Genomic DNA, 20,877 nt, shown 5'->3' with positions numbered 1-20,877 from the left:
ACCATGTCTACCGTACATACCATCGGCCACTTTATCGGCGGCCGCCATATCGTCTCGGCCTCGCCGCGCGGCAGCGACGTGTTTAATCCCGCCACCGGCGACGTCACGGCGCGTGTCGCGCTGGCTAGCGACAGCGACATCAATGACGCCGTCGCCGCGGCGGATGCGGCCTTTCCGGCCTGGGCCGACACGTCGCCGCTGCGCCGTGCCCGCATCATGTTCAAATTCAAGGAATTACTGGAACAAAACGCCGACAAGCTGGCGGCGCTGATCACGTCGGAACACGGCAAGGTGTTCACCGATGCGCGCGGCGAAGTAACGCGCGGCATCGAAGTGGTCGAATTTGCCTGCGGCATCCCGCAGATGCTGAAAGGCGAATATACCGAACAAGTCGGCAACGGTATCGACGCCTGGTCGATCCGCCAGGCGCTGGGCGTGTGCGTCGGCATCACGCCATTCAATTTCCCGGTGATGGTGCCGATGTGGATGTTCCCGATGGCGATTGCCTGCGGTAACACCTTCGTCTTGAAACCGTCCGAACGCGACCCATCGGCCAGCCTGTTGCTGGCCGACTTGCTCAAGGAAGCGGGCTTGCCCGATGGCGTATTCAATGTGGTGCAGGGCGACAAGTCGGCAGTCGATGGCTTGCTGCATCACCCGGATGTGCGCGCCGTCAGCTTTGTCGGCTCGACGCCGATTGCCGAATACATTTACGCGACCGGCTGCGCGCAAGGCAAGCGGGTGCAGGCGCTGGGCGGCGCCAAGAACCATATGGTGGTGATGCCCGACGCCGATATCGGACAAACCGTCGACGCCTTGATGGGCGCGGCCTACGGTTCGGCCGGCGAACGCTGCATGGCGATTTCGGTGGTGGTGGCGGTCGGCAACGTGGCCGATAAACTGGTCGAGGCGTTGAAACCGCGCATCCAGGCGCTGAAAATTACGCAAGGCATGGATTTGTCAGCGGAAATGGGGCCGGTGGTGACGCAAGTGCATAAAGACAAGATCGTCGGCTATATCGATGCCGGTGTCGCCGCCGGCGCGACATTGGCGGTCGATGGGCGCGGTTTTGTGTTGCCGGGCCATCAAAAAGGTTTCTTCCTCGGCGGCAGCCTGTTCGACCATGTCACGCCGGACATGTCGATTTACAAAGAGGAAATCTTCGGACCGGTATTGTGCATCGTCCGCGTGGCGGATTTTGCGGCCGCGCTGAAGCTGGTCAATTCGCATGAGTTCGGCAATGGCACGGCGATTTATACCCGCGACGGCAATACCGCGCGCGAATACACGCGCCGGGTGCAAGTGGGCATGGTCGGCGTCAACGTGCCGATCCCGGTGCCGATGGCGTTCCACAGCTTTGGCGGCTGGAAACGCAGCCTGTTTGGCGACCATCATGCCCACGGCCCGGAATCGGTGCGTTTTTACACGAAGCAAAAGGCGGTGACCCAGCGCTGGCCGGCGTCGACGGCGGACGGCGCCGAGTTTGCGATGCCGACGATGAAATAACCGTTGTCGCTTGAAACCAGGGCCGTTGTTATTCGGCCGGCCCTGGTCCGTATCTTGAGTCTGGTTCGATTTTTGCTTACTTGCAGTTTATAAGCAATAACCAGCAGAAATCATTCATGTCGTCCAGACGAACCCTGTCCACACCGTTGCGCAAACTGCGCATCGTGGTCGTCAACACCATCATCAATCCCGGCGACGAGCACGACGCCGCGTTGAATGCGCAAGCCCAGCGCGGTAATGCCTTGCGCATCGGCTTGCTTGAATCGGGCTACGACATCATCGCCTCGCTGCCGGCCGACCTGTATTTGCCCGAGCGCATAGCACAATTGCAACCTGACATGATCATCATCGACGCCGAATCGGACGCGCGCGATGTGCTGGAACACATTGTCATCGCCACCCGCGACGAGCGTCGCCCGATCGTGCTGTTCACCGAAGACGACACCATTTCCAGCATGGATGCCGCGATGGCGGCCGGCGTGTCGGCGTATATCGTGGCCGGCCTGCATGCCGAACGCATCAAGCCGGTGCTGAACGTGGCGCTGGCCCGTTTCAAGCAAGAACAAAAACTGTGGGCGGAATTATCGGACACCAAGCACAAGCTGGCCGAGCGCAAGGTCATCGAGCGGGCCAAGGGCTTGCTGATGGTTCATCATCAATTATCGGAAGAGCAGGCTTATCAAAAGCTGCGCAGCATGGCGATGAACAAGAACTTGAAGCTGTCGGAAATTGCCCAGCGCATATTGGATGTCGAGGATTTGCTGGGCGGCTAAGAAGTCCATCGCTGTCCAGATTGGTGCGACGCACAACGATGGTGCATTTTTAGCGTTGAAACGATGGATTAACGCTGGCGCCAGCTTGGCACGTTCTTTGCTGGTCAAGTAGGCAATGGCCCGGCCAACGGCGGTCGGGCCACATCAGACAATGGCGTCTTTTCAGCATGAACGATTCGTGCCGGGGAGATGCTTTTTTTATTTTCAGGCCATGGCCAGGAGTGGTATGTCGGAATCGTCAAATGTGAGCGCCTGGGTAGCCGGGTCGGATCGGCCGGAAAAGGAAGTAGTCAGGATCGGTTTCTTGCCGCTGACCGATTGCGCGTCGCTGGTGATGGCGTCGCTGCTCGGTTTCGACCGCAAGTACGGCATCAAGATCGAACTCAGCAAGGAAGCGTCCTGGGCCCGCGTGCGCGACAAGCTCGGCAATGGCGAGCTGGACGCCGCCCACGTGCTGTACGGCTTGGTATATGGCGTGCAAATGGGCATAGGCGGGCAGGCGCGCGACATGGCGGTGCTGATGAATTTGAACCATAACGGCCAGGCGATCACCTTGTCGTCCAGCCTGGCGCGCCAGGGCGCCATCGATGGCGCGTCGCTGGCGAAATTGATGCATAGCGCGCCGCGCAGCTATACCTTTGCCCAGACTTTTCCAACCGGCACCCACGCGATGTACCTGCATTACTGGCTGGCGGCGCATGGCATCGATCCGCTGCGGCAAGCCCGCATGGTGACGGTGCCGCCGTCGCAAATGGTGGCCAATTTGAGCGCCGGCCATATCGACGGTTTTTGCGCCGGTGAACCATGGGGCTGGAAGGCGGTGGCCGACGACATCGGCGTCACGGCGGCGACCACCCAGCAAATCTGGCCGGATCATCCGGGCAAGGTGCTGGGAACCAGCGCTGAGTTTGCCGACCAGTATCCGAATACCTGCCGCGCGATGGTGGCGGCGTTGTTAGATGCCGGCAAGTGGCTCGACGCGTCGGTCGACAACAAGCAAAAGATGCTGGAGCTAATCGGCCAGCCGCAGTACGTCAACGCCAGCCAGGAATTGATCTCGCCGCACATGCCGGGACATCAGCAGAATGGCCTGGGCAATACCTGGGACGATCCGCACGGCTTGAAGTTTTACAACGAGGGCGCCGTCAATTTCCCGTATTTGTCGGACGGCATGTGGTTCATGACCCAGCACCGGCGCTGGGGCTTGCTGAAAGACGACCCGGATTATCTGGCGGTGGCAAGCAGTGTCAACCGCATCGGGCTGTACCGGCAGGCGGCGGAAATGACGGCCACGCCGCTGCCGTCAAGCGTGTTGCGCAGTTCCACGCTGGTCGACGGCGTGGTGTGGGATGGCACGCAGCCTGAGCTGTATGCCGCTTCGTTCAAGATACGTCACTGATACGCCACCAAACAAGGGAGTCGCAAGATGTTGATGACCGAAGCGCGCAAACCCATCGATGACACGACGCCGCTGTCGGGCGAAGTGTTCGGTGCCCTGATCAACTTGTCCGGCCGGCGCCGCTTTACGTCGCAGCGCATCGTGCTGTATGCGGTACTGGCCGCGCAAGGCGACGACAGCGCGTCAGCCACCGCGCGCGAAGCGCTGGGCTTGTTCCGCGGCGCCCACGCGGCCTTGATCAACGGCGATGGCAAGGTGCCGGGTATTTTCTGTGCCGAATTGCAGGAAGCGTATTTCGGCGCCTTGGCCGGCGACCGCAAGATCCGTTATTTTGCCGACCTGGCCGAGCGCGTATTGACGGCGATCGAGCGTACCTCTTCGGAGGCGGCAGCGCTGCTGGCCGAACTGGTCGGCGTCACCACGCCGATGCTGGGCGTGCTGAACCAGGTCACGGCGATTTACGAAGACCAGTCGAAGCGCCACGCCGTACTGATGAAAAAGCAATTGCGCGGCGTCATCACCGATATTGAAACCATCGCCAAACAAGCCAGGATGGTCGCATTCAATGCCCGCATCGTGGCCGCGCGCGCCGGCCAGGCTGGCAAGGAATTCGCGGTGGTTGCCGGCGTGCTGTCGACCATTACCGGCGAAATCGACGATATGGTCAAGGCGGCGCTGAGCGCCGCATAACCCGAAGGGAAGTGTCTCATGTTGCAACAAGGAAACGTGATACTGGTCGGCGCCGGCCCCGGCGATCCGGAATTGCTGACGCTCAAGGCGGTCAAGGCGATCCGGCAAGCCGACGTGATATTGATCGACGACCTGGTTAATCCGGCCATCCTGGCCTATGCATCGGCCGATGCGCGTGTCATCGAGGTCGGCAAGCGCGGCGGCTGCAAATCGACGCCGCAAGAATTTATCGAACGCTTGATGGTCGCCGAAGCGAAAAGCGGGCAGCGCGTGGTCAGGTTGAAGGGCGGCGACCCGTATCTGTTCGGCCGCGGCGGCGAAGAGCGCGCCCATTTGATGGCGCAGGGCGTGACGGTCGAGGTGGTGCCTGGCATCAGCAGCGGCCTGGCCGCCCCGGCCAGCATCGGCGTGCCGCTGACGCACCGGCGCTGGAGCCAGGGCGCGGTGTTTGTCACCGGGCATGGCAAGGATGCCGCGTCCGAACCGAACTGGAGCGCCCTGGCGCAAAGCCGGCTGACGCTGGTGATTTACATGGGCGTGGCGCGTTGTGGACAGATACAGGCCGGCTTGCTGGCCGGCGGCATGGCGCCGGAAACCCCGGTGGCGGTGGTGCAATCGGCCAGCAGGGAAGAGCAGCGGCAATTGCTGACCACCGTGGGCGAATTGCCCGCGGCATTGCTGGCCAGCGGGCTGGGGAGTCCGAGCATCATGGTGATCGGCGATGTGGTGCGTTGCGCCGATCAATGGAGCAGCGACATGATGGCGACCGGGTCGATGATTAACGCAAGGTGACGAATACCGGATTCGAATAGAACCACAGGCTGCGGTAATTCCGGTCGTTGATGTCGTTGAAGCGCTGGGTATTGTCGGTGGTGCCGGTGCGCTGGTCGGCCAGCGGTTCGCCACCCTGCGTCAGGCCGGCGACATCGGTGCCCAGGTTGGTGCCGCGCAGGCGGAAGTACTGATTCCTGGTCGCGGTGGTCTGGTAGCTCACGCTATAGTAGCCATCGGCATCGACTTTCCAGTCCGCGCTGGTGAAGCGCTTGACCACGCTGGTGCTGGCATTGCCGGCAACGTTGTAGGCCGCGGTTCCCGCCGCCGCCTTCGCGCCGACATCGCCGGCGATCAGATCGATATGATCGACCACTGGCTTGAGGTTGGCGGCCACGCCGCTATCGACCGGCTTTTCGTAGTTGTTTTTAGCCGGGCTCTTGAAGCGGATGGTAATGGTCACCTTGTCGCCGTTGCCGACCTTCAGCTCGCCGCCCATCTCTTTGCGGTCGTCCTTGCTGGCCAGGTTGAAGTCCAGCGCGTTAATCAGGTCGCCGTAGGTGGAGAACATCTTGCCCGAGCGCAGGCCGGCCAGCAAGTCTTTCGCGAGGGGCACGCCTTGCGCGCTATTGAATACATAGTTCTTCGCATACTCGCCCGGGAAATAGCCGCTGCTGTTGCCGCCGACGATCTTGAAGTGGGTGTCCGAATCGGTCAGGTTCCAGATGCGGCGGCCCTCGCCCAGCAGCGCATCCCATGGTCCGCCCAGTTTGGCCACCACGTAATCGACGCCGCCATAGACGCGCAGCAACGCATTGTCGTCCGTATAGGCTGCCGTGTAGCCGCCACGGTCCGGCTCCATCTGGTTGCCCACCATGCCTTCGATGGCGAACACGATGTTGGGCGCGGCATCGTTAAGTGGAAACACGCAAATGGTTGGAGACCGCCATCCAATCGAGGCCGTAACTGGCGAACGCCTTGCCCAGGACTTTATCCAGCGTCTGGCTGACATCGGCATCGGCGGATTGGGTGGTGTGGGTATGCAGATCGCCGGCGATCCAGCGGCCGGTTGGGAGCGGTGGCACGGTGCTTGCCGTCTCCTTGTCGCCGCCGCAGGCGGCGAGGCTCAATATGATGGCGATGGCCGCAGGGAGCAACGTTCTGGAGTAAGACATGGGGGGTATCCTGACGGGTAGAAAAAACGCTACACCCTATCATTTGGATATGACAAGCGAATGACACGCCAGACGCAGGCAGTCACGTCATGCTGCAACAAGGGGACGTGACACTGGTGTTGACAGAGATTATCGCCCCACGGCCAGGAACGAGGACCAAAAATATGGGTGGCGCAAGCTGGCGTCTTTTCCATGTGCCAGTCCCATCATGGAGGCGCGCAAGGCAAAGGCAAATGGACGACCCGGTTCTCTGACATAGGCCGCCAAGGCAGCTTGGCTTAATGTTTCGGTGGAAGTGGTTTCGACAGGCCATAGTGAAGCAACGACCGTCCTCGCTCCCGCCAGAAGAAATGCGCTGGTGAGACCTGAAAACCCTTCGGCGTCCGGCGACCCATCGGAAGCGGACGTGTCGCAAGCGCTTAAGAACACCAGATCGGCGTCGAGTCTCAGGCGCGCTATTTCATTGGACGTCAGGAATAATTCTTCTCGTGCCCGAGAAGTTGCTGTCATCAGCAAGCTTGGACCAATGGCGCTGACCATGGCGCCTGAGAGATAGCCATGCGTGCTGAACAGCAGCACCTTGTAATTCGTCAGATTAGCGTCAAAAAGGTTTTTCTTGGTCGCTTGTTCGCGTGTCTTCAGTACGCGGCCCGATGCCGGAAATAGCCCGGCAACCGCCTTTAATTCTCTTCCGAAAGAGGTTTCGGCGCGCAGTTGAATCGGAGGCGTGGCCAGCAGCGATGCCACAAATGCGCCGCGCGTTCCCATTTCCGCAGGGCTGACCATTGCTGCGACAAGCGGGTCTCCTACCCCAAGAAAAGCCAGTCGTGCTTGCGTCGGTCTGCGCCGTTGCAATTGGCTCCAGGTAGGAAGTGACGGCGTCAATGTTATCGCCACCTTATCGATCAGCCAGTGGGTTCTTGCGGTTCCCGCATCCGCGCTATCGGTCACAAGTGCGCCCCAGGGCAGCCGATCAAATTGCCGAGGCGGCGAAATGATCCAATGTTGTATTGATGGGATATCCCGTATCAATGGCCCAAATAGCGCGGCATAGATATGCCGTGCCGATTTAAATGGATAGTTCGGCTTTGCTTTGCTGACCGAGCTGACCAGCGCCTCGGCGTCGTATTGAATATCCTTTAGCTTCACCTCGACCTTAGCGATCCAAAGCGCATGATTGCTTACGCAGATGACGCTATTGCCCTCGGGATGCAGCACCCATTGCCAGTGAAGCTCGCTGTCCGACAGTGCTGAAAAGTCCTGTTCCAGCAATTGCTGGCTGGAATGACCGCTGTGCGGATCGATCAGTTTTTTCAGTGTGCGCAGTTCGCTGTATATTTCACTCATGCGTTTTTGGCTTGCGGTCCGGGCCGCATCTGCGTTGGCGTCCTTTTTCCAGACTGTCGTGCCAAGGATGCCGCGCAAGTCGATCAATTCATCGATTAATATTCCCTCGCGTAGCAAGTATTGCTTTTGCTCTGCACGCGGCTGGTTTATCGATTGCGACGCTTGTTGTGCATTTTGATTGGCGCGCGAGGCGGCAAAGTCGGCGGCAATATCGAGTACCTCGCGTATCACGGCAGGATCCCGGATCGGCATCTGTTCCGATGCCCTGATCACTGAGAGCAGTTTGGCCCCGATTGTCATTAAGCGGCTGCCGAATGCAGGCCGCCGGCGACCGAAGGTGGCGGAACGTTCGGCTACATCCGCCAGCAATAGCCGCGAGCGCGCCGACCGCAAGAGTGAAAGCGCTGCTTTTTGTTCGCCGGACTCCAGCAGCATATTCGCCTCGACGAACTCCACTTCAGCCATCAGCGTGCTGCTGGGCAGCTCTTCTATCTGGTAGCGCGTCGCCAGGTCCTTGGCCGCTTGCAAAAGACGTAGCGCCTCGGGTTGACGGTCCAGCAAAAGATAGGTTTTAACCAGGCGTAGCCATTCTTCTGCATAACCCCGGTTGCTGCGTTCATCGCCCAGGACGGTTGTCACCGACGCTAATGGCGCAAACTTGCTCAGGGGCTTGGGCTGGTCACGAAAGCCTGCGGAAGCCTCGACATTCGGTAACGCACGGCGCGCCATTTCTTGCGCCTTGGTCCTGTTGCCAAGCGTTAGCAGTGAATCTGATTGGTCCATGGCCATCAGGCCCCAGCGATCCTCAGTGTCCACCTGCGGCAATATGAGCAAGGCGTCGAGCCGGCGTTCGTAGCTGCCGTCCTGTTCCCCATAGGCGATCTCCAGCGCTTGCACCTGCGCTGTCACTTCCAGATCGTTCAAAGCGACTGTACGCATCTGCTCCCCCAATTGGACCATGGTTGAACTGACGGATGCCGGGTACGCCGCAGGTTTTCTCGCCTGGGGCAGCAGCGACATGATCTTGGCGATAGACGCTTTCGCCATCGCCGCATTTCCTTGGGCGAGGCTCAGGGTGCTTAAGACAGCTAAATGATTCAGATAGCGTTGCAGTTGAACGAAAGTGTCCTGGGTCTTGATCCCATCTAAAGACGCATTCCATTGCGCATCGGCGTAAGCCATCTCTTCCGCCTCCGCATAACGTCCCATGTTGGTCAAAGCTACCAAGCGACAATATCTAGCTTGCTGAATGGCCTTTTGCTCTGTTGCGATAGACTCTTGATAGGCGCATATCCGCAGCGCTTGAGGGTATTGTTTGCTGATGTTATATTGTGCCGCTATCATGGTGAGATTGAGATCGGACCAGGCGCCACGGTCACGCACCGGCTTTTGTCCGGCCCGCACCAGGCCGCCGAACGCGTTTAACTCCATTTCCGCCGCAGAACCGCCGGCAATCGGGCCGTCTGCCGCAGGAATCTCTTGTGCCGCGCCGGCAGCCATGACTCCCGTTAGAATCATAGCCAAGAGAAGCTTTTTGACCGACAATGGGGCGTGCTGGCTGGACATGGCGAAGTGAACGCTATTGGTGGATGATCTCAATCATTGTTGCCGGCTCCCCAGCTAAATCGCTAATGTCCAGGGTCTTTGAGCCGGGTGAGGGCGGCACGGGCGCCACCTTGCTGCCGCGCGTTTCAAAGGCCTTTTGCAGCGTTGCGCCGGGCGTATTGGCAGAGAGGACTTCCGCATCAAGCTGCTTCAATTTGGTGTCGTCTTTTGCGGATGCAAATACATAAATCCGCTCCACTCCGGTATGTTGGTCGAGCGTAAACGCCGCTCGCGGATCGCTGGGTATGCGTAGCGTCTTTTGCGCGGCTTGCTGGCTTCCCGCGGCCCGGCTGGGGAAGTAGCGCTCGATTTTCCCTTGGCTATCCCGGCAGACCACGTAAAACCAGGCGGGTTTGCTGGCGTCGATGCGGAGGGAATATTGTTCACCGCTGCGTAGTATGGCCGGCGAAGCCAGTAGTTCGTTGGAGGCGCCGCGCAAGCCGATTGATATTTTGAGCGGCATGTTCTCTTCGTTGACAATTTTCTTGATTCTATACAGGACATATTCATATACTTCATCACGAACATCCTTGGGTTTCACCATCGTCAGGTGGTTTTTGTCGAATGGCGCCGAGGTTTCGTCGCAACCCGCCTGGGCGCGATCGCGCGGCACAATAACGGTGGACGCTATCGCCTGCGTTTCGTAGGCACAATAGGTGTATGGGTAAGGCGAGTCCGGCTTACGCCGGCGCAGTTGATCCCTCCAGTCGTCATCTTCTGTTTGCAGGAAGAGATTGACATCCGATGATGTCATGTTTGCGAATTGCGGATTACTGCTGACCCACTTGGCCAGCGCTGCCTCGTCGGAGCCTGCCGCTGGCGTGGCAAGGAAGAAAACGCCGGCAATTTTTGCAAAAGAGTCTGGCGCGTTGCGGCTGAGTTGTAACATCATGCGCCGGGCGACCAGGCCACCCATGCTGTGCGTCACAAAAATGATCTTCTCGTACCGCTCAAAGACCCCCAGGGCGCTGAGATGGAACCCTAGCCGCGTGGCGATTTCATGGATATTGCTGCCACGCCGGATCGGATCGCTGGTGTAGGCTACGCTGATGACCTTCAGAGGAAATTCCACGGTCTGATCCGCAGCCAGCAGCTGCGGCCATCCTGATTCGGCTTGTTCCGCCTTGAACGTGGTTGCGGCGTTGCCCAGGATGCCGTGCACAAAAATGACAATGGTCTTGGGATGTGCGGTTCTGGCGGGAATATCCACATCGATATTCGGTGGAGAGGGACTCTCGCGGCTGCATGCGGCGAGAAAAATAAGCAACAGGCTGCAATACGCCATCAAAACCGATCGATTGAACATGTTTCCTCCAGCCCGCATGTGCCGTTGAACGATTGCATCGATTGAAAGCTTGTACTGTGCCGCGCCGTCGTATTGCATTTATTGTAGCCGCAATCTATTCCGGGCGCCGCGCCGCTCCCGAGCTCAAAAAAGCACCAATGTTGGGCGTCGCCGCACCATCATCTCGCCTTTTCTCCATCTCATCTCTCTTTGTCGCGATGCGTTACCCGTGCAAACTATCTGGCACGCTCCTTGCTAAGGAGTAGATACGGATCAATGGCGATCCCCTGAACAATGAGTGTCGGTCCAACGAGGGGCTGGCAAGGACAACGGCGTCCGCCCGGCTTGGTTTTTTAAACCTTGCCGGGCGGACGCTTTTTTGTTTTTAACGGGATAAAAAAATGGCCAGCAAAGCAAGCAGCATCAATCTCTTTTCCCTGGGCACGCCGCAGATGCGCGCTTTCCACCTGACGTGGATGGCGTTTTTCGTCTGCTTTTTCGCGTGGTTCGCCTGCGCGCCACTGATGCCGGTGATCAAGGGCGAGTTCCATCTGTCGATCAGCCAGATCGCCAATATCAATATCGCCGCCGTCGCCATCACGATTCTGGTGCGCTTGCTGGTCGGTCCGCTGTGCGACCGTTTCGGTCCGCGCAAGACTTACACGGGTTTATTATTATTGGGTGCGATACCGGTGCTGGGCGTGGCGCTGTCGCAAAGTTATGAAAGTTTCCTGATCTTCCGGCTGGGCATCGGCGCGGTCGGCGCCAGTTTTGTGATTACCCAATATCACACCTCGGTGATGTTCGCGCCGAATGTGGTTGGCACCGCCAACGCTACGTCGGCAGGCTGGGGTAACGCCGGTGCGGGCGCGGCACAAGCGCTGATGCCTTTACTGCTGGGTGCGCTGGTGATGCTGGGCGTGACCGAAGCCATGGGCTGGCGTATCGCCTTGCTGGTGCCGGGCATCCTGATGCTGGTGATGGCGGGATTGTACTGGCGTTATACCCAGGACTGCCCTGACGGTAATTACGACCAGCTGCGTGCCGACGGCGTCGCCATCGAAGGCGGTAAAAAGGGCGGCTGGGCCAGCTTCAAGGCGGCCAGCGCCAATTACCGGGTCTGGCTGTTGTTTGTTACCTATGGCGCCTGTTTCGGCATTGAACTGTTTATCCATGGCGTGGCCGCCGTGTATTACGTCGATCACTTCGGTTTATCGCTCAAATCGGCCGGTTTTGCGGCTGGCAGTTTCGGTTTGCTGGCCTTGTTTGCACGGGCCTTGGGCGGCTGGCTGTCGGACAAGATGGCCTTGCGCGGTAATTTGAACAGCCGCGTCACTTTGCTGTTCATCCTGATGATAGGCGAAGGCGTCGGCCTGCTGTGGTTTGCCCATGCCAGCGGCGTGGTGTTCGCCGTCATCGCAATGCTGGGTTTCGGCCTGTTCACCCACATGGCCTGCGGTGCGACATATGCGCTGGTGCCCTTCATCGACCGCAAGGCCTTGGGCGGCGTGACGGGCATTATCGGCGCCGGCGGCAATGTCGGCGCGGTGCTGGCCGGTTTCCTGATGAAGGGCACCGGCGATGTGCAGCAAACGCTGACCATCCTCGGTGCGCTGGTCTTGATCTCGGCCGCCTGTGCGATTGCCGTGCGTTTCAGCAATGCCGCCGACCAGGCCGCGCTGGCCGCAGCCTGAGGACGCCATCATGAAAATCATCGTCATCGGCCACGGCATGGTCGGCCATAAATTCCTGGAACGGCTGGCCGACAGCGGCGCGCCGCACCTGGCAGTGACCGTCTTGTGCGAAGAACCGCGTCCGGCCTACGACCGCGTGCATTTGTCGGAATTTTTCTCCGGTAAGTCGGCCGACGATTTGTCGCTGGTGCCGCCAGGCTTTTTCGAGCGCGGCAATGTACTGCTGAAACTCAATGCCCGCGCCGGCGCGGTCGATCTCGGCGCCAGGACCGTCACGCTCAGCAGCGGTGAAGTGCTGCCTTACGACAAGCTGGTGATGGCCACCGGTTCGTATCCGTTCGTGCCGCCGCTGCCGGGCAAGGACCGCAAGGATTGTTTTGTCTACCGCACCATCGAAGACCTGGAAGCGATGCTGGAATGCGGCCGGCGTTCGAAAACCGGGGTCGTCATCGGCGGCGGCTTGCTGGGGCTGGAATGCGCCAAGGCCTTGCGCGACATGCAGCTGGACACCCATGTGGTCGAATTTGCGCCGCGCCTGATGGCGGTGCAAGTCGATGAAGGCGGCGCCCGTGTTCTGCGCCGCAAGATCGAAGACCTGGGCGTGACGGTGCACACGCAAAAAAACACGCTGTCGATTACCGATGGCGAGCAGGGCACGCACCGGATGAGCTTTGCCGACGGCAGCCATCTGGATACCGACATGATCGTGTTTTCGGCCGGCATCCGTCCGCGCGACGAACTGGCGCGCGCCTGCGGCTTGTCGGTCGGTCCGCGCGGCGGCATCGCTATCGACGACAGTTGCCTGACGTCCGATCCGGACGTGTATGCGATCGGCGAATGCGCCTTGTGGGGCGGCCAGACCTTCGGCCTGGTGGCGCCCGGTTATGAAATGGCGCGCATCGCCGCCCGTCATCTGCTGGGCGAGCAGGGCGCGGGACAAAGCACGTTCACCGGCGCCGACATGAGCACCAAATTGAAACTGATGGGCGTCGATGTGGCCAGCCTGGGCGATCCGCACGGCGCCATCGCCGGCAGCCGCTCGTATCAATTCACCGATGAGCGCAAGCAAATCTACAAGAAAATCGTGGTGTCCGACTGCGGCAAGTATTTGCTGGGCGGCGTCATGGTGGGCGACGCCAGCGAGTACGGCACCTTGCTGCAAATGATGCTCAACAAGATAGAGCTGCCGGAATCGCCGGAATTTTTGATCTTGCCGCAATCGGATGGCCAGGCCAAGCCCGGCTTGGGCGTGGACGCCTTGCCGGACAGCGCACAAATCTGTTCGTGCAACGATGTGTCGAAAGGGACGTTGTGCGCGGCGGTGGCGGACGGTAATACGTCCATCGGCGCACTGAAAAGTTGCACCAAGGCGGGCACCGCGTGCGGCGGCTGCGTGCCGCTGGTGACGCAAATCATGAAGGCCGAAATGAAAAAGCTCGGCATGGATGTCAACAACCATGTCTGCGAGCACTTCGCGCATACACGCCAGGAATTGCATCACCTGGTACGCGTCGGCAAGATCCGCAGTTTCGAGGAATTGCTGGCGCAACATGGCAAGGGTCTGGGCTGCGATGTGTGCAAGCCGATGGCGGCGAATATCCTGGCCTCGTGCTGGAACGATTTTGTGCTCAAGAAAGAGCACGCCAGCCTGCAAGACACCAATGACTATTTTCTTGGGAATATACAGAAAGACGGCACCTATTCGGTGGTGCCGCGCATGCCGGGCGGCGAAGTCACCGCCGACGGCTTGATCGCGGTCGGCCAGGTGGCCAAGAAATACGGTTTATATACCAAGATCACCGGCGGCCAGCGGGTCGACCTGTTTGGTGCGCGGGTCGAGCAATTGCCGCTGATTTGGGAAGAGCTGATCGCCGCCGGCTTTGAATCCGGCCATGCCTACGGTAAATCCTTGCGCACGGTGAAGTCGTGCGTCGGTTCGACCTGGTGCCGCTATGGCGTGGCCGACAGCGTCGGTTTCGCGATCACACTGGAGAACCGCTACAAGGGCTTGCGCACGCCGCACAAGATCAAGTTTGGCGTGTCCGGCTGCACCCGTGAATGCGCCGAGGCGCAAGGCAAGGATATCGGTTTGATCGCCACCGAGAAAGGCTGGAATCTGTATGTGTGCGGCAATGGCGGCATGAAGCCGCGCCATGCCGAGTTATTGGCGTCCGACCTCGACAATGCGACGCTGGTGCGTTATGTCGACCGTTTCCTGATGTTTTATATCCGCACCGCCGACCGCTTGCAACGCACCAGCGTGTGGCGCGACAACCTCGAAGGCGGCCTCGATTATCTGAAAGCCGTGGTGATCGACGACAAGCTGGGCATCGCCCAAGAACTGGAAGCGGATATGCAGCATGTGGTCGACACCTATGCGTGCGAGTGGGCGGCGGCCGTCAGCGACCCGGCCACGCGCCGGCGTTTCCGTCATTTCGTCAACAGCGATGACCAGGACAGCAACGTGGTGTTCATGGAGGAGCGCGGCCAGATCCGGCCCGCCACGGTGGAAGAGCGCGAACTCAAGCGCATTCCGATTATCGCCAAGTCGGCATAAGGAGGCATCATGCACAGGGATTTATACAGCGGTCACTGGACGCCGGTTTGCAAGCTGGACGACATCGTGCCGAATACCGGCGTGTGCGCCTTGATCAATGGCGAGCAAGTGGCGGTATTTCACATCAGCGACGGTCAGCAGCGCCTGTTCGCGATCGATAATTACGACGCCAACGCCGGTGCGTCGGTGCTGTCGCGCGGTTTGATCGGCAGTATCGGCGAACGTATCGTGGTGGCGTCGCCGATCTATAAGCAGCATTTCGACTTGCTGACGGGGGAATGCCTGGAAGCACCGGAGCATTCGGTCGCGACCTGGCCGGTCAAGCTTGAAAACGGCCGGGTCTGGGTAGGCGCATGACAGGTGAGCGCATCAAAGGCAGTGCGGCCAAGCCATCGCTGGTGGTGATCGGCAACGGCATGGCCGGCATGCGCACGGTCGAGGAATTGCTGAAGCTGGCGCCGGATCTGTACCACATCACGGTATTCGGCGCCGAGCCGCACGGCAATTACAACCGTATCTTGCTGTCGCCGTTATTGGCGGGCGAAAAGAGCATGGCCGACATCATGCTCAACACGCCGGAATGGTATGTACAGAACGGCATCACCTTGCATGCCGGCGATCCGGTGCTGCAAATCGACCGCCGCCGCCGTCTGGTGCGCGCCGCGTCCGGACTGGAAGTGCACTACGACAGGTTGCTGCTGGCGACCGGTTCCACACCGTTCATGATACCGGTGCCGGGCCATACCTTGCCGGGCGTAATCGGTTTCCGGGATATCGACGATGTCGAAATCATGTTGCAGGCAGCGAAACATCAGCGCCATGCGGTGGTCATCGGCGGCGGTTTGCTGGGGCTGGAAGCGGCCAATGGCTTGTTGCGCCAGGGGATGGAGGTGACGGTGGTGCATGTCAGCGATACGCTGATGAACCAGCAACTCGACAAGCCGGCGGCCGCCTTGCTGAAAAACGCGCTGGAAGTGAAGGGGCTGCGTTTCCTGTTGAATGCCGACACGGCGGAAATCGTCGGCACCGACCGCGTCACCGCGGTGCGTTTCAAGGATGGTTCCGACATTCCCGCCGACCTGGTGGTGATGGCGGCCGGCGTGCGGCCGAATATCGCGCTGGCGCGGCAAGCCGGTTTGTTTTGCGAGCGGGCCATCGTGGTCGACGACACCTTGCAAAGCTACGATCCGCGCGTGTACGCGGTTGGCGAATGCGTGCAGCACCGCAGCGCCACGTTCGGCCTGGTGGCGCCGATCTGGGAGCAGGCCAGGGTATGCGGCGCGCATCTGGCGGGCGCCGGCCATCGCCGTTACGTGCAGCAAGCCAGCCCGACCAAGCTGAAAGTCACGGGCATCGACCTGTATTCGGTCGGTAATTTTATTGGCGGTCCGGACAGCGAAGACCTGGTATTGCGCGATCCGCGCCGCGGCATATATAAACGGCTGGTCGTGCAAAACAACCGGCTGGCCGGCGCCGTGCTGTATGGCGACGTGGCCGATGGGCCGTGGTATTTCGATTTGATACAAAATCGCAGCGATATTTCCTCCATGCGCAACCACTTGCTTTTCGGCAAGGCGCTGTGCAGCCAGGCTGCCTGAACTGGAACCATCGTGAATCTTTCTCCTATCCCATTTGCGGTACGCACCACTTGTCCTTATTGCGGCGTCGGCTGCGGCGTGTCGGCCACGCCGATGGCCGACGGTGCGATCAGCATTGCCGGCGATACCAGCCATCCGGCGAATTTCGGCAAGCTGTGCGTCAAGGGTTCGGCGCTGGGCGAGACGGTATCGCTGGAGGGCCGTTTGCTGCATCCGCAAGTGCGCGGCGCCGATGGCTTGCGGCAAGTGAGCTGGGACGAGGCGCTGGACAAGGTTGCCGACGGCTGGACCCGCACCATCGCCGAACACGGCCCGGATGCGGTGGCGCTGTATGTGTCCGGACAATTGCTGACCGAGGATTATTATATCGCCAACAAGCTGATGAAGGGGTATGTCGGCAGCGCCAATATCGACACCAATTCGCGGCTGTGCATGTCGTCGGCGGTAGCCGGCCACAAGCGTGCCTTCGGCGAAGACCTGGTGCCGGGCTGCTACGAAGACCTGGAATTGGCCGACATGGTGGTGCTGGTCGGTTCCAATACGGCATGGTGCCATCCGATCCTGTTCCAGCGCATCGCCAAGGCCAAGGAAGCGCGGCCGGAGATGAAACTGGTGGTGATCGATCCGCGCCGCACCGCGACCTGCGAACTGGCCGACCTGCATCTGCCGGTCAAGCCGGGCACCGATGTGTGGCTGTTCAACGGTTTATTGTGCTATCTGGCGCTGCATGGGGTGGTCGATGACGCCTTCGTCACGCAGCATACGCATGGCCTGCATGACGCTTTGGCGGCGGCGCGTCTCGGTGGCGCCGATCATTGTAGCGATCCGGCAGCGGTGGCTAAAATCTGCCGTGTCGAGGTCCAGGATTTGCTGGAGTTTTACCAGTCCTTTGCCGCGACCGGCAAGGTCGTCACCGCCTTTTCGCAAGGCGTCAATCAATCGTCGGCCGGCACCGACAAGGTTAACAGCATCATCAATTGCCATCTGCTCAGCGGACGCATCGGCCGGCCCGGCATGGGGCCGTTTTCGCTGACCGGCCAGCCGAATGCGATGGGCGGGCGCGAAGTCGGCGGCCTGGCCAATATGCTGGCGGCGCATATGGAGCTCGACCATCCCTTGCACCGCGACACCGTGCAAACCTTTTGGAATTCGCCGAATATCGCCAGCAAGCCGGGCTTGAAGGCGGTCGATCTGTTTCACGCGATCGAAGAAGGCAAGGTCAAGGCGGTGTGGATTATCGCCACCAACCCGCTGGTCAGCATGCCGGACGCCAACCAGGTGCAGCGCGCGCTGGAAAAATGCCCGCTGGTGGTCGTGTCCGATATCAGCCAGCACACCGATACCAATGCCTACGGCCATGTCTTGCTGCCGGCGCTGGGCTGGGGCGAAAAGGATGGCACGGTGACCAATTCGGAACGGCGCATTTCGCGCCAGCGCGCCTTTTTGCCGGTCCCGGGCGAAGCGCGCGCCGACTGGAAAATGCTGTGCCAGGTGGCGCAGCGCATGGGCTACGACGGTTTCGATTTCGATGCCGCGCAGCAGATTTTCGACGAGCATGCGCGGCTCAGCACCTACCGGAACGGTGGTGCGACGGCGCGCTTTTTTACGCTGGCCGGCCTGCAAGGATTGAGCGCGCAGCAATTCGACCAGCTGGAACCGGTGCAATGGCCGCTCGGTCAAACGCGGTTGTTCGATGACGGCCGCTTTGCGCATGCCGACGGCAAGGCCCGTTTCATCGCCACCGCGCCGCGCGCCCCGGTGCACGCCGTCAGCGAGGAATACCCGCTGGTCTTGAATACCGGCAGGGTGCGCGACCAGTGGCATACCATGACGCGCACCGGCAAGTCGGCGCGGCTGGCCGATCACGTGCCGGAATCGTTTATCGACATCCATCCGCAAGACGCCTTGCTGTACGGCGTGCGCGCCGGCGACCTGGCGCGGGTGGCCACGCCGTGGGGCGCGATGGTGGCCCGGGTGCAGCATGGCGGCGGCATCGCACGCGGCGGGATTTTTGTGCCGATCCACTGGAATAATCAATCGGCGTCCGATGCGCGGGTCGGCGCGCTGGTCAATCCAGTCGTCGATCCAGTGTCGGGCGAACCGGAATTCAAGCATACGCCGGCCAGGGTCGAGCAATTCCGTGTCAACTGGTTTGGTTTTATCCTCAGCCGTAGCGAGCTGAATCTGGAAAGCGTGGCGCACTGGACGCGTATCCAGGGCAAGGACTTTGCCCGTTATGAATTGGCCGGCAGGAATACCATCAGTGATTTCAGCGCCTGGGCGCGCCGCTTGCTGCAAGTCGGCGATCAACAGGCCGACTGGCTGGAATATGAAGACCGCAGCGCCGGCCTGTACCGTGCCGTGCATCTGGTCGACGACCGCATCGAGCAATGTGTGTTCCTGTCGCCGCGTCCGGACTTGCCGTCGCGCGCGTGGCTGGCGGGATTATTTGCTCATGATCAATTACAGCCTGCGGACCGGGTGGGTTTGCTGCTGGGCCAGCCGCTCGAGAAGGGCGCCGATGTCGGGCCGACCGTGTGTTCCTGTTACGGTGTCGGACGCAACACGATTTGCGATGCGATCCGCAGCCAGAAACTCGACAGTGTGGCTCAGGTGACCGCCTGCCTGAAAGCGGGCGGCAATTGCGGGTCGTGCGTGCCGGAGATTAAGAAGTTGCTGGTGGAAACGCGTGCGGAGCAAACGGCTTGAGGGTGTCGCTTTATTCGTATGGCGTGGGCACCTGTTGCACCGCAAGGCGCAGGCCCATCGCTTTGAGGATCGCCGACAAGCTGCTCAGCACGGGATTTCCATTGGGCGACAGCGTTCGGTAGAGCTGCGTCGGGCTCAGTTTGGCGGTGTCGGCCACCGTTTGCACGCCGCCAAAGGCCTTGGTCATTTGGCGCAAGGTAATCAATAGTTCGCTTTGATCGCCATCTATATCGCCGCAGCCATTTTGATGTACTGCGCAACCTCATTCATCCAGAGTTTTCTCAATCAGCCCGCATGTTCCAGCAAGCCATGTTGCCACAGCCATGCGGTGATTCTTTGCGCTTTGTGGGCCGGCATGTTGCAGCCTAGGTCATGCAAAAAACTATCCAGTGTCGGCGATTGATGCAGGCTGTGCAGATGCGGAAACAGCGCTTCATTGTCGAGAAAGGCCAGCGGCCGTTCCAGTTGCGGGTGAGACAGGGCGCTGTAAGCCTGCACCGTATCGTCGATGATGCAGGGCATCTCGACCACGCTGGCTTGCGGGTTCAAGCGCAGCGCCCGGCGCGGATTCAGGCTGGACAGCGCTCGTAATACGGGTTCACGATATTGTTGCAGTTGCGCGCAGGTTTGTTGCAGCTGGTTCATCAGGTCGGATGCATGTTCACCGGCTGGTATCGCCACGCTTGAGCGTGCTTGCCAGAACGGCTGGCCGGCGCACCATGACTGTCCATAATATTCGGCGGTCCAGTGCGCGTGGCGGGCGCAGGTGTCGATCAGGCGGTGTTCAAAGAAGGCGCGGGTCAGCCTGGCCCGCTGTGGCGACTGATCGCCCAGCAAGGTATGCACGGCCACGGCAGCCTGCAAGGAAAAGCGCATCGCTTTTTCGACGCCGGACGATGAAATTGGATCCAGCGCGAATGCCGCGTCGCCCAGCTTGAGGCGGCCGTCTTGCCAACTGTCGGTGGCAAGGTACGCTGTCGCGGTGCACATTTGCACCGGGCTGGATAATGGCAGTTGGGCGATGGCGCCGAACAGGCGGCTGGCCGCGCAAGCAGCCCGCAAGCGCTGTTCCGGCTGATGCGGCGCCGCCTGGCGCGCCGCGCGCGGGTCGCCCAGCAACATCACCCGGTAGCGTCCATCGGGCAAGCTGGCGCCCCACAGCCAGCCATCCGTCAGCGCTTCGACTTGCGTGAGCTCCCGCATCGTGGCGGGAAGATTGGTTTGTTCGAACTCGGCCCACACGGCGGCAAGGCGCGGTGCGCACGCGATCTGCGAGCGTGCCCCCGCACCGCGTCCGCTGGCGTCGAGGATGAAGCGCGCGCTCACTTGTTTAACTTGTGGCAGGGCGCCGCCGGTTTGCAGCGCGACAGTCCAGTCGCCGGCCGCGCCGTTCACTTGCTGGACTTGCGCCGGCGAAACGACGTTGATGCCGCGCTGATGGGCCAGTTGCAGCAGGGCGGCGTCGAAGCCGGCCCGCTCGACCAGCGCCGAACCGGGATGGGCCACGTTTTCCGGGTGCCGGTTGCGCCACAGCAGCCGGCTGTTGCGATGCACCCGATGCGGCACCAAGGCCATCGCATCATTGGCATCGAGCAATTCGATGATATTGCGCACGCCCGGCGTCAGCGCTTCGCCGATTTGCGGCCGTGGCCAGACGGCGCTGCGCTCGGCCAGCAGCACGCTGCGGCCGAGCTGCTGCAAACGCAGCGCGGCGACCAGGCCGGCCGGCCCGGCGCCGATGATCAGCGCGTCGTAGATCTGCGCCACG

Annotated in this window: 15 protein-coding genes and 1 pseudogene; 10 read left to right on the top strand and 6 right to left on the bottom strand. The window is 60.6% G+C overall.

The window, feature by feature from the left end:
* The first annotated feature begins 3 nt into the window (after positions 1 to 3).
* The 5 genes from GJA_RS13830 to cobA all read left to right on the top strand — a co-directional run bounded on the left by GJA_RS13830 (position 4) and on the right by cobA (position 5,160).
* Complete coding sequence (locus GJA_RS13830; protein WP_038493166.1) at positions 4 to 1,506, top strand: CoA-acylating methylmalonate-semialdehyde dehydrogenase; 1,503 nt, start codon at positions 4 to 6, stop codon at positions 1,504 to 1,506.
* Between the two features lie 116 nt (positions 1,507 to 1,622).
* The gene (locus GJA_RS13825; RefSeq protein ID WP_174525983.1) at positions 1,623 to 2,279 is read left to right on the top strand and encodes an ANTAR domain-containing response regulator; all 657 of its coding nucleotides are present in this window, start codon (positions 1,623 to 1,625) and stop codon (positions 2,277 to 2,279) included.
* Between the two features lie 226 nt (positions 2,280 to 2,505).
* Entirely contained in the window at positions 2,506 to 3,678 is a 1,173-nt protein-coding gene (locus GJA_RS13820; RefSeq protein ID WP_038493162.1) for a CmpA/NrtA family ABC transporter substrate-binding protein, read from the top strand.
* 27 nt (positions 3,679 to 3,705) lie between these two features.
* Positions 3,706 to 4,368 (top strand): methyl-accepting chemotaxis protein, encoded by a 663-nt coding sequence (locus GJA_RS13815; RefSeq protein ID WP_144241535.1) that lies wholly within the window; start codon positions 3,706 to 3,708, stop codon positions 4,366 to 4,368.
* An 18-nt stretch (positions 4,369 to 4,386) separates the two neighbouring features.
* On the top strand, positions 4,387 to 5,160 hold the full coding sequence (gene cobA / locus GJA_RS13810) for a uroporphyrinogen-III C-methyltransferase (protein WP_038493160.1): 774 nt from the start codon (positions 4,387 to 4,389) through the stop codon (positions 5,158 to 5,160).
* On the opposite strand, the gene GJA_RS13805 is transcribed toward cobA, so the two are convergent.
* From GJA_RS13805 to GJA_RS13795, 4 genes are all read right to left on the bottom strand, one after another.
* Positions 5,147 to 6,067: a CehA/McbA family metallohydrolase domain-containing protein gene (locus GJA_RS13805; protein WP_422567912.1), complete on the bottom strand. Its 921-nt coding sequence runs from the start codon at positions 6,065 to 6,067 to the stop codon at positions 5,147 to 5,149. The two genes, cobA and GJA_RS13805, sit on opposite strands and share 14 nt — an antisense overlap.
* Positions 6,054 to 6,314 (bottom strand): PHP domain-containing protein, encoded by a 261-nt coding sequence (locus tag GJA_RS28710; protein ID WP_422567911.1) that lies wholly within the window; start codon positions 6,312 to 6,314, stop codon positions 6,054 to 6,056. Before GJA_RS28710 ends, GJA_RS13805 begins: the two co-directional genes overlap by 14 nt.
* Before the next feature lie 129 nt (positions 6,315 to 6,443).
* On the bottom strand, positions 6,444 to 9,227 hold the full coding sequence (locus tag GJA_RS13800; protein WP_038493158.1) for a CHAT domain-containing protein: 2,784 nt from the start codon (positions 9,225 to 9,227) through the stop codon (positions 6,444 to 6,446).
* A 13-nt stretch (positions 9,228 to 9,240) separates the two neighbouring features.
* On the bottom strand, positions 9,241 to 10,650 hold the full coding sequence (locus tag GJA_RS13795; RefSeq protein WP_038493157.1) for an alpha/beta fold hydrolase: 1,410 nt from the start codon (positions 10,648 to 10,650) through the stop codon (positions 9,241 to 9,243).
* A gap of 302 nt (positions 10,651 to 10,952) precedes the next feature.
* Between GJA_RS13795 and GJA_RS13790 the strand changes: the two genes are divergently transcribed.
* Genes GJA_RS13790 through GJA_RS13770 form a run of 5 tightly spaced genes read left to right on the top strand, consistent with a single transcriptional unit; the run spans position 10,953 to position 19,109 of the window.
* A complete protein-coding gene (locus GJA_RS13790) occupies positions 10,953 to 12,245 on the top strand; it encodes an MFS transporter (RefSeq protein ID WP_038493155.1) in 1,293 nt (430 codons plus the stop codon).
* 10 nt (positions 12,246 to 12,255) lie between these two features.
* Positions 12,256 to 14,802 (top strand): nitrite reductase large subunit NirB, encoded by a 2,547-nt coding sequence (gene nirB / locus GJA_RS13785; protein WP_038499837.1) that lies wholly within the window; start codon positions 12,256 to 12,258, stop codon positions 14,800 to 14,802.
* 9 nt (positions 14,803 to 14,811) lie between these two features.
* Positions 14,812 to 15,159 carry a nitrite reductase small subunit NirD gene (gene nirD / locus GJA_RS13780; protein WP_038493153.1) on the top strand — a complete coding sequence of 116 codons (348 nt, stop codon included), beginning with the start codon at positions 14,812 to 14,814 and terminating at the stop codon, positions 15,157 to 15,159.
* Positions 15,156 to 16,400 (top strand): NAD(P)/FAD-dependent oxidoreductase, encoded by a 1,245-nt coding sequence (locus GJA_RS13775; protein WP_051780834.1) that lies wholly within the window; start codon positions 15,156 to 15,158, stop codon positions 16,398 to 16,400. Before nirD ends, GJA_RS13775 begins: the two co-directional genes overlap by 4 nt.
* 12 nt (positions 16,401 to 16,412) lie before the next feature.
* Positions 16,413 to 19,109 carry a nitrate reductase gene (locus tag GJA_RS13770; RefSeq protein WP_038493151.1) on the top strand — a complete coding sequence of 899 codons (2,697 nt, stop codon included), beginning with the start codon at positions 16,413 to 16,415 and terminating at the stop codon, positions 19,107 to 19,109.
* A gap of 10 nt (positions 19,110 to 19,119) precedes the next feature.
* Here GJA_RS13770 and GJA_RS13765 read toward each other — a convergent pair.
* Together GJA_RS13765 and qhpG are read right to left on the bottom strand one after the other, a co-directional pair.
* Positions 19,120 to 19,335: pseudogene (locus GJA_RS13765) on the bottom strand (helix-turn-helix domain-containing transcriptional regulator); the annotation flags it as partial.
* Positions 19,336 to 19,394: 59 nt separating this feature from the next.
* A complete protein-coding gene (gene qhpG, locus GJA_RS13760) occupies positions 19,395 to 20,876 on the bottom strand; it encodes a flavin-dependent monooxygenase QhpG (RefSeq protein ID WP_038493149.1) in 1,482 nt (493 codons plus the stop codon).
* Position 20,877: the final 1 nt, after the last annotated feature.

Origin of the sequence: Janthinobacterium agaricidamnosum NBRC 102515 = DSM 9628 (assembly GCF_000723165.1) — a bacterium.
GTDB lineage: Bacteria > Pseudomonadota > Gammaproteobacteria > Burkholderiales > Burkholderiaceae_D > Janthinobacterium > Janthinobacterium agaricidamnosum.
The sequence above is the reverse complement of the archived record's forward strand: the minus strand, read 5'-3'. Positions and strand labels throughout refer to the sequence as shown.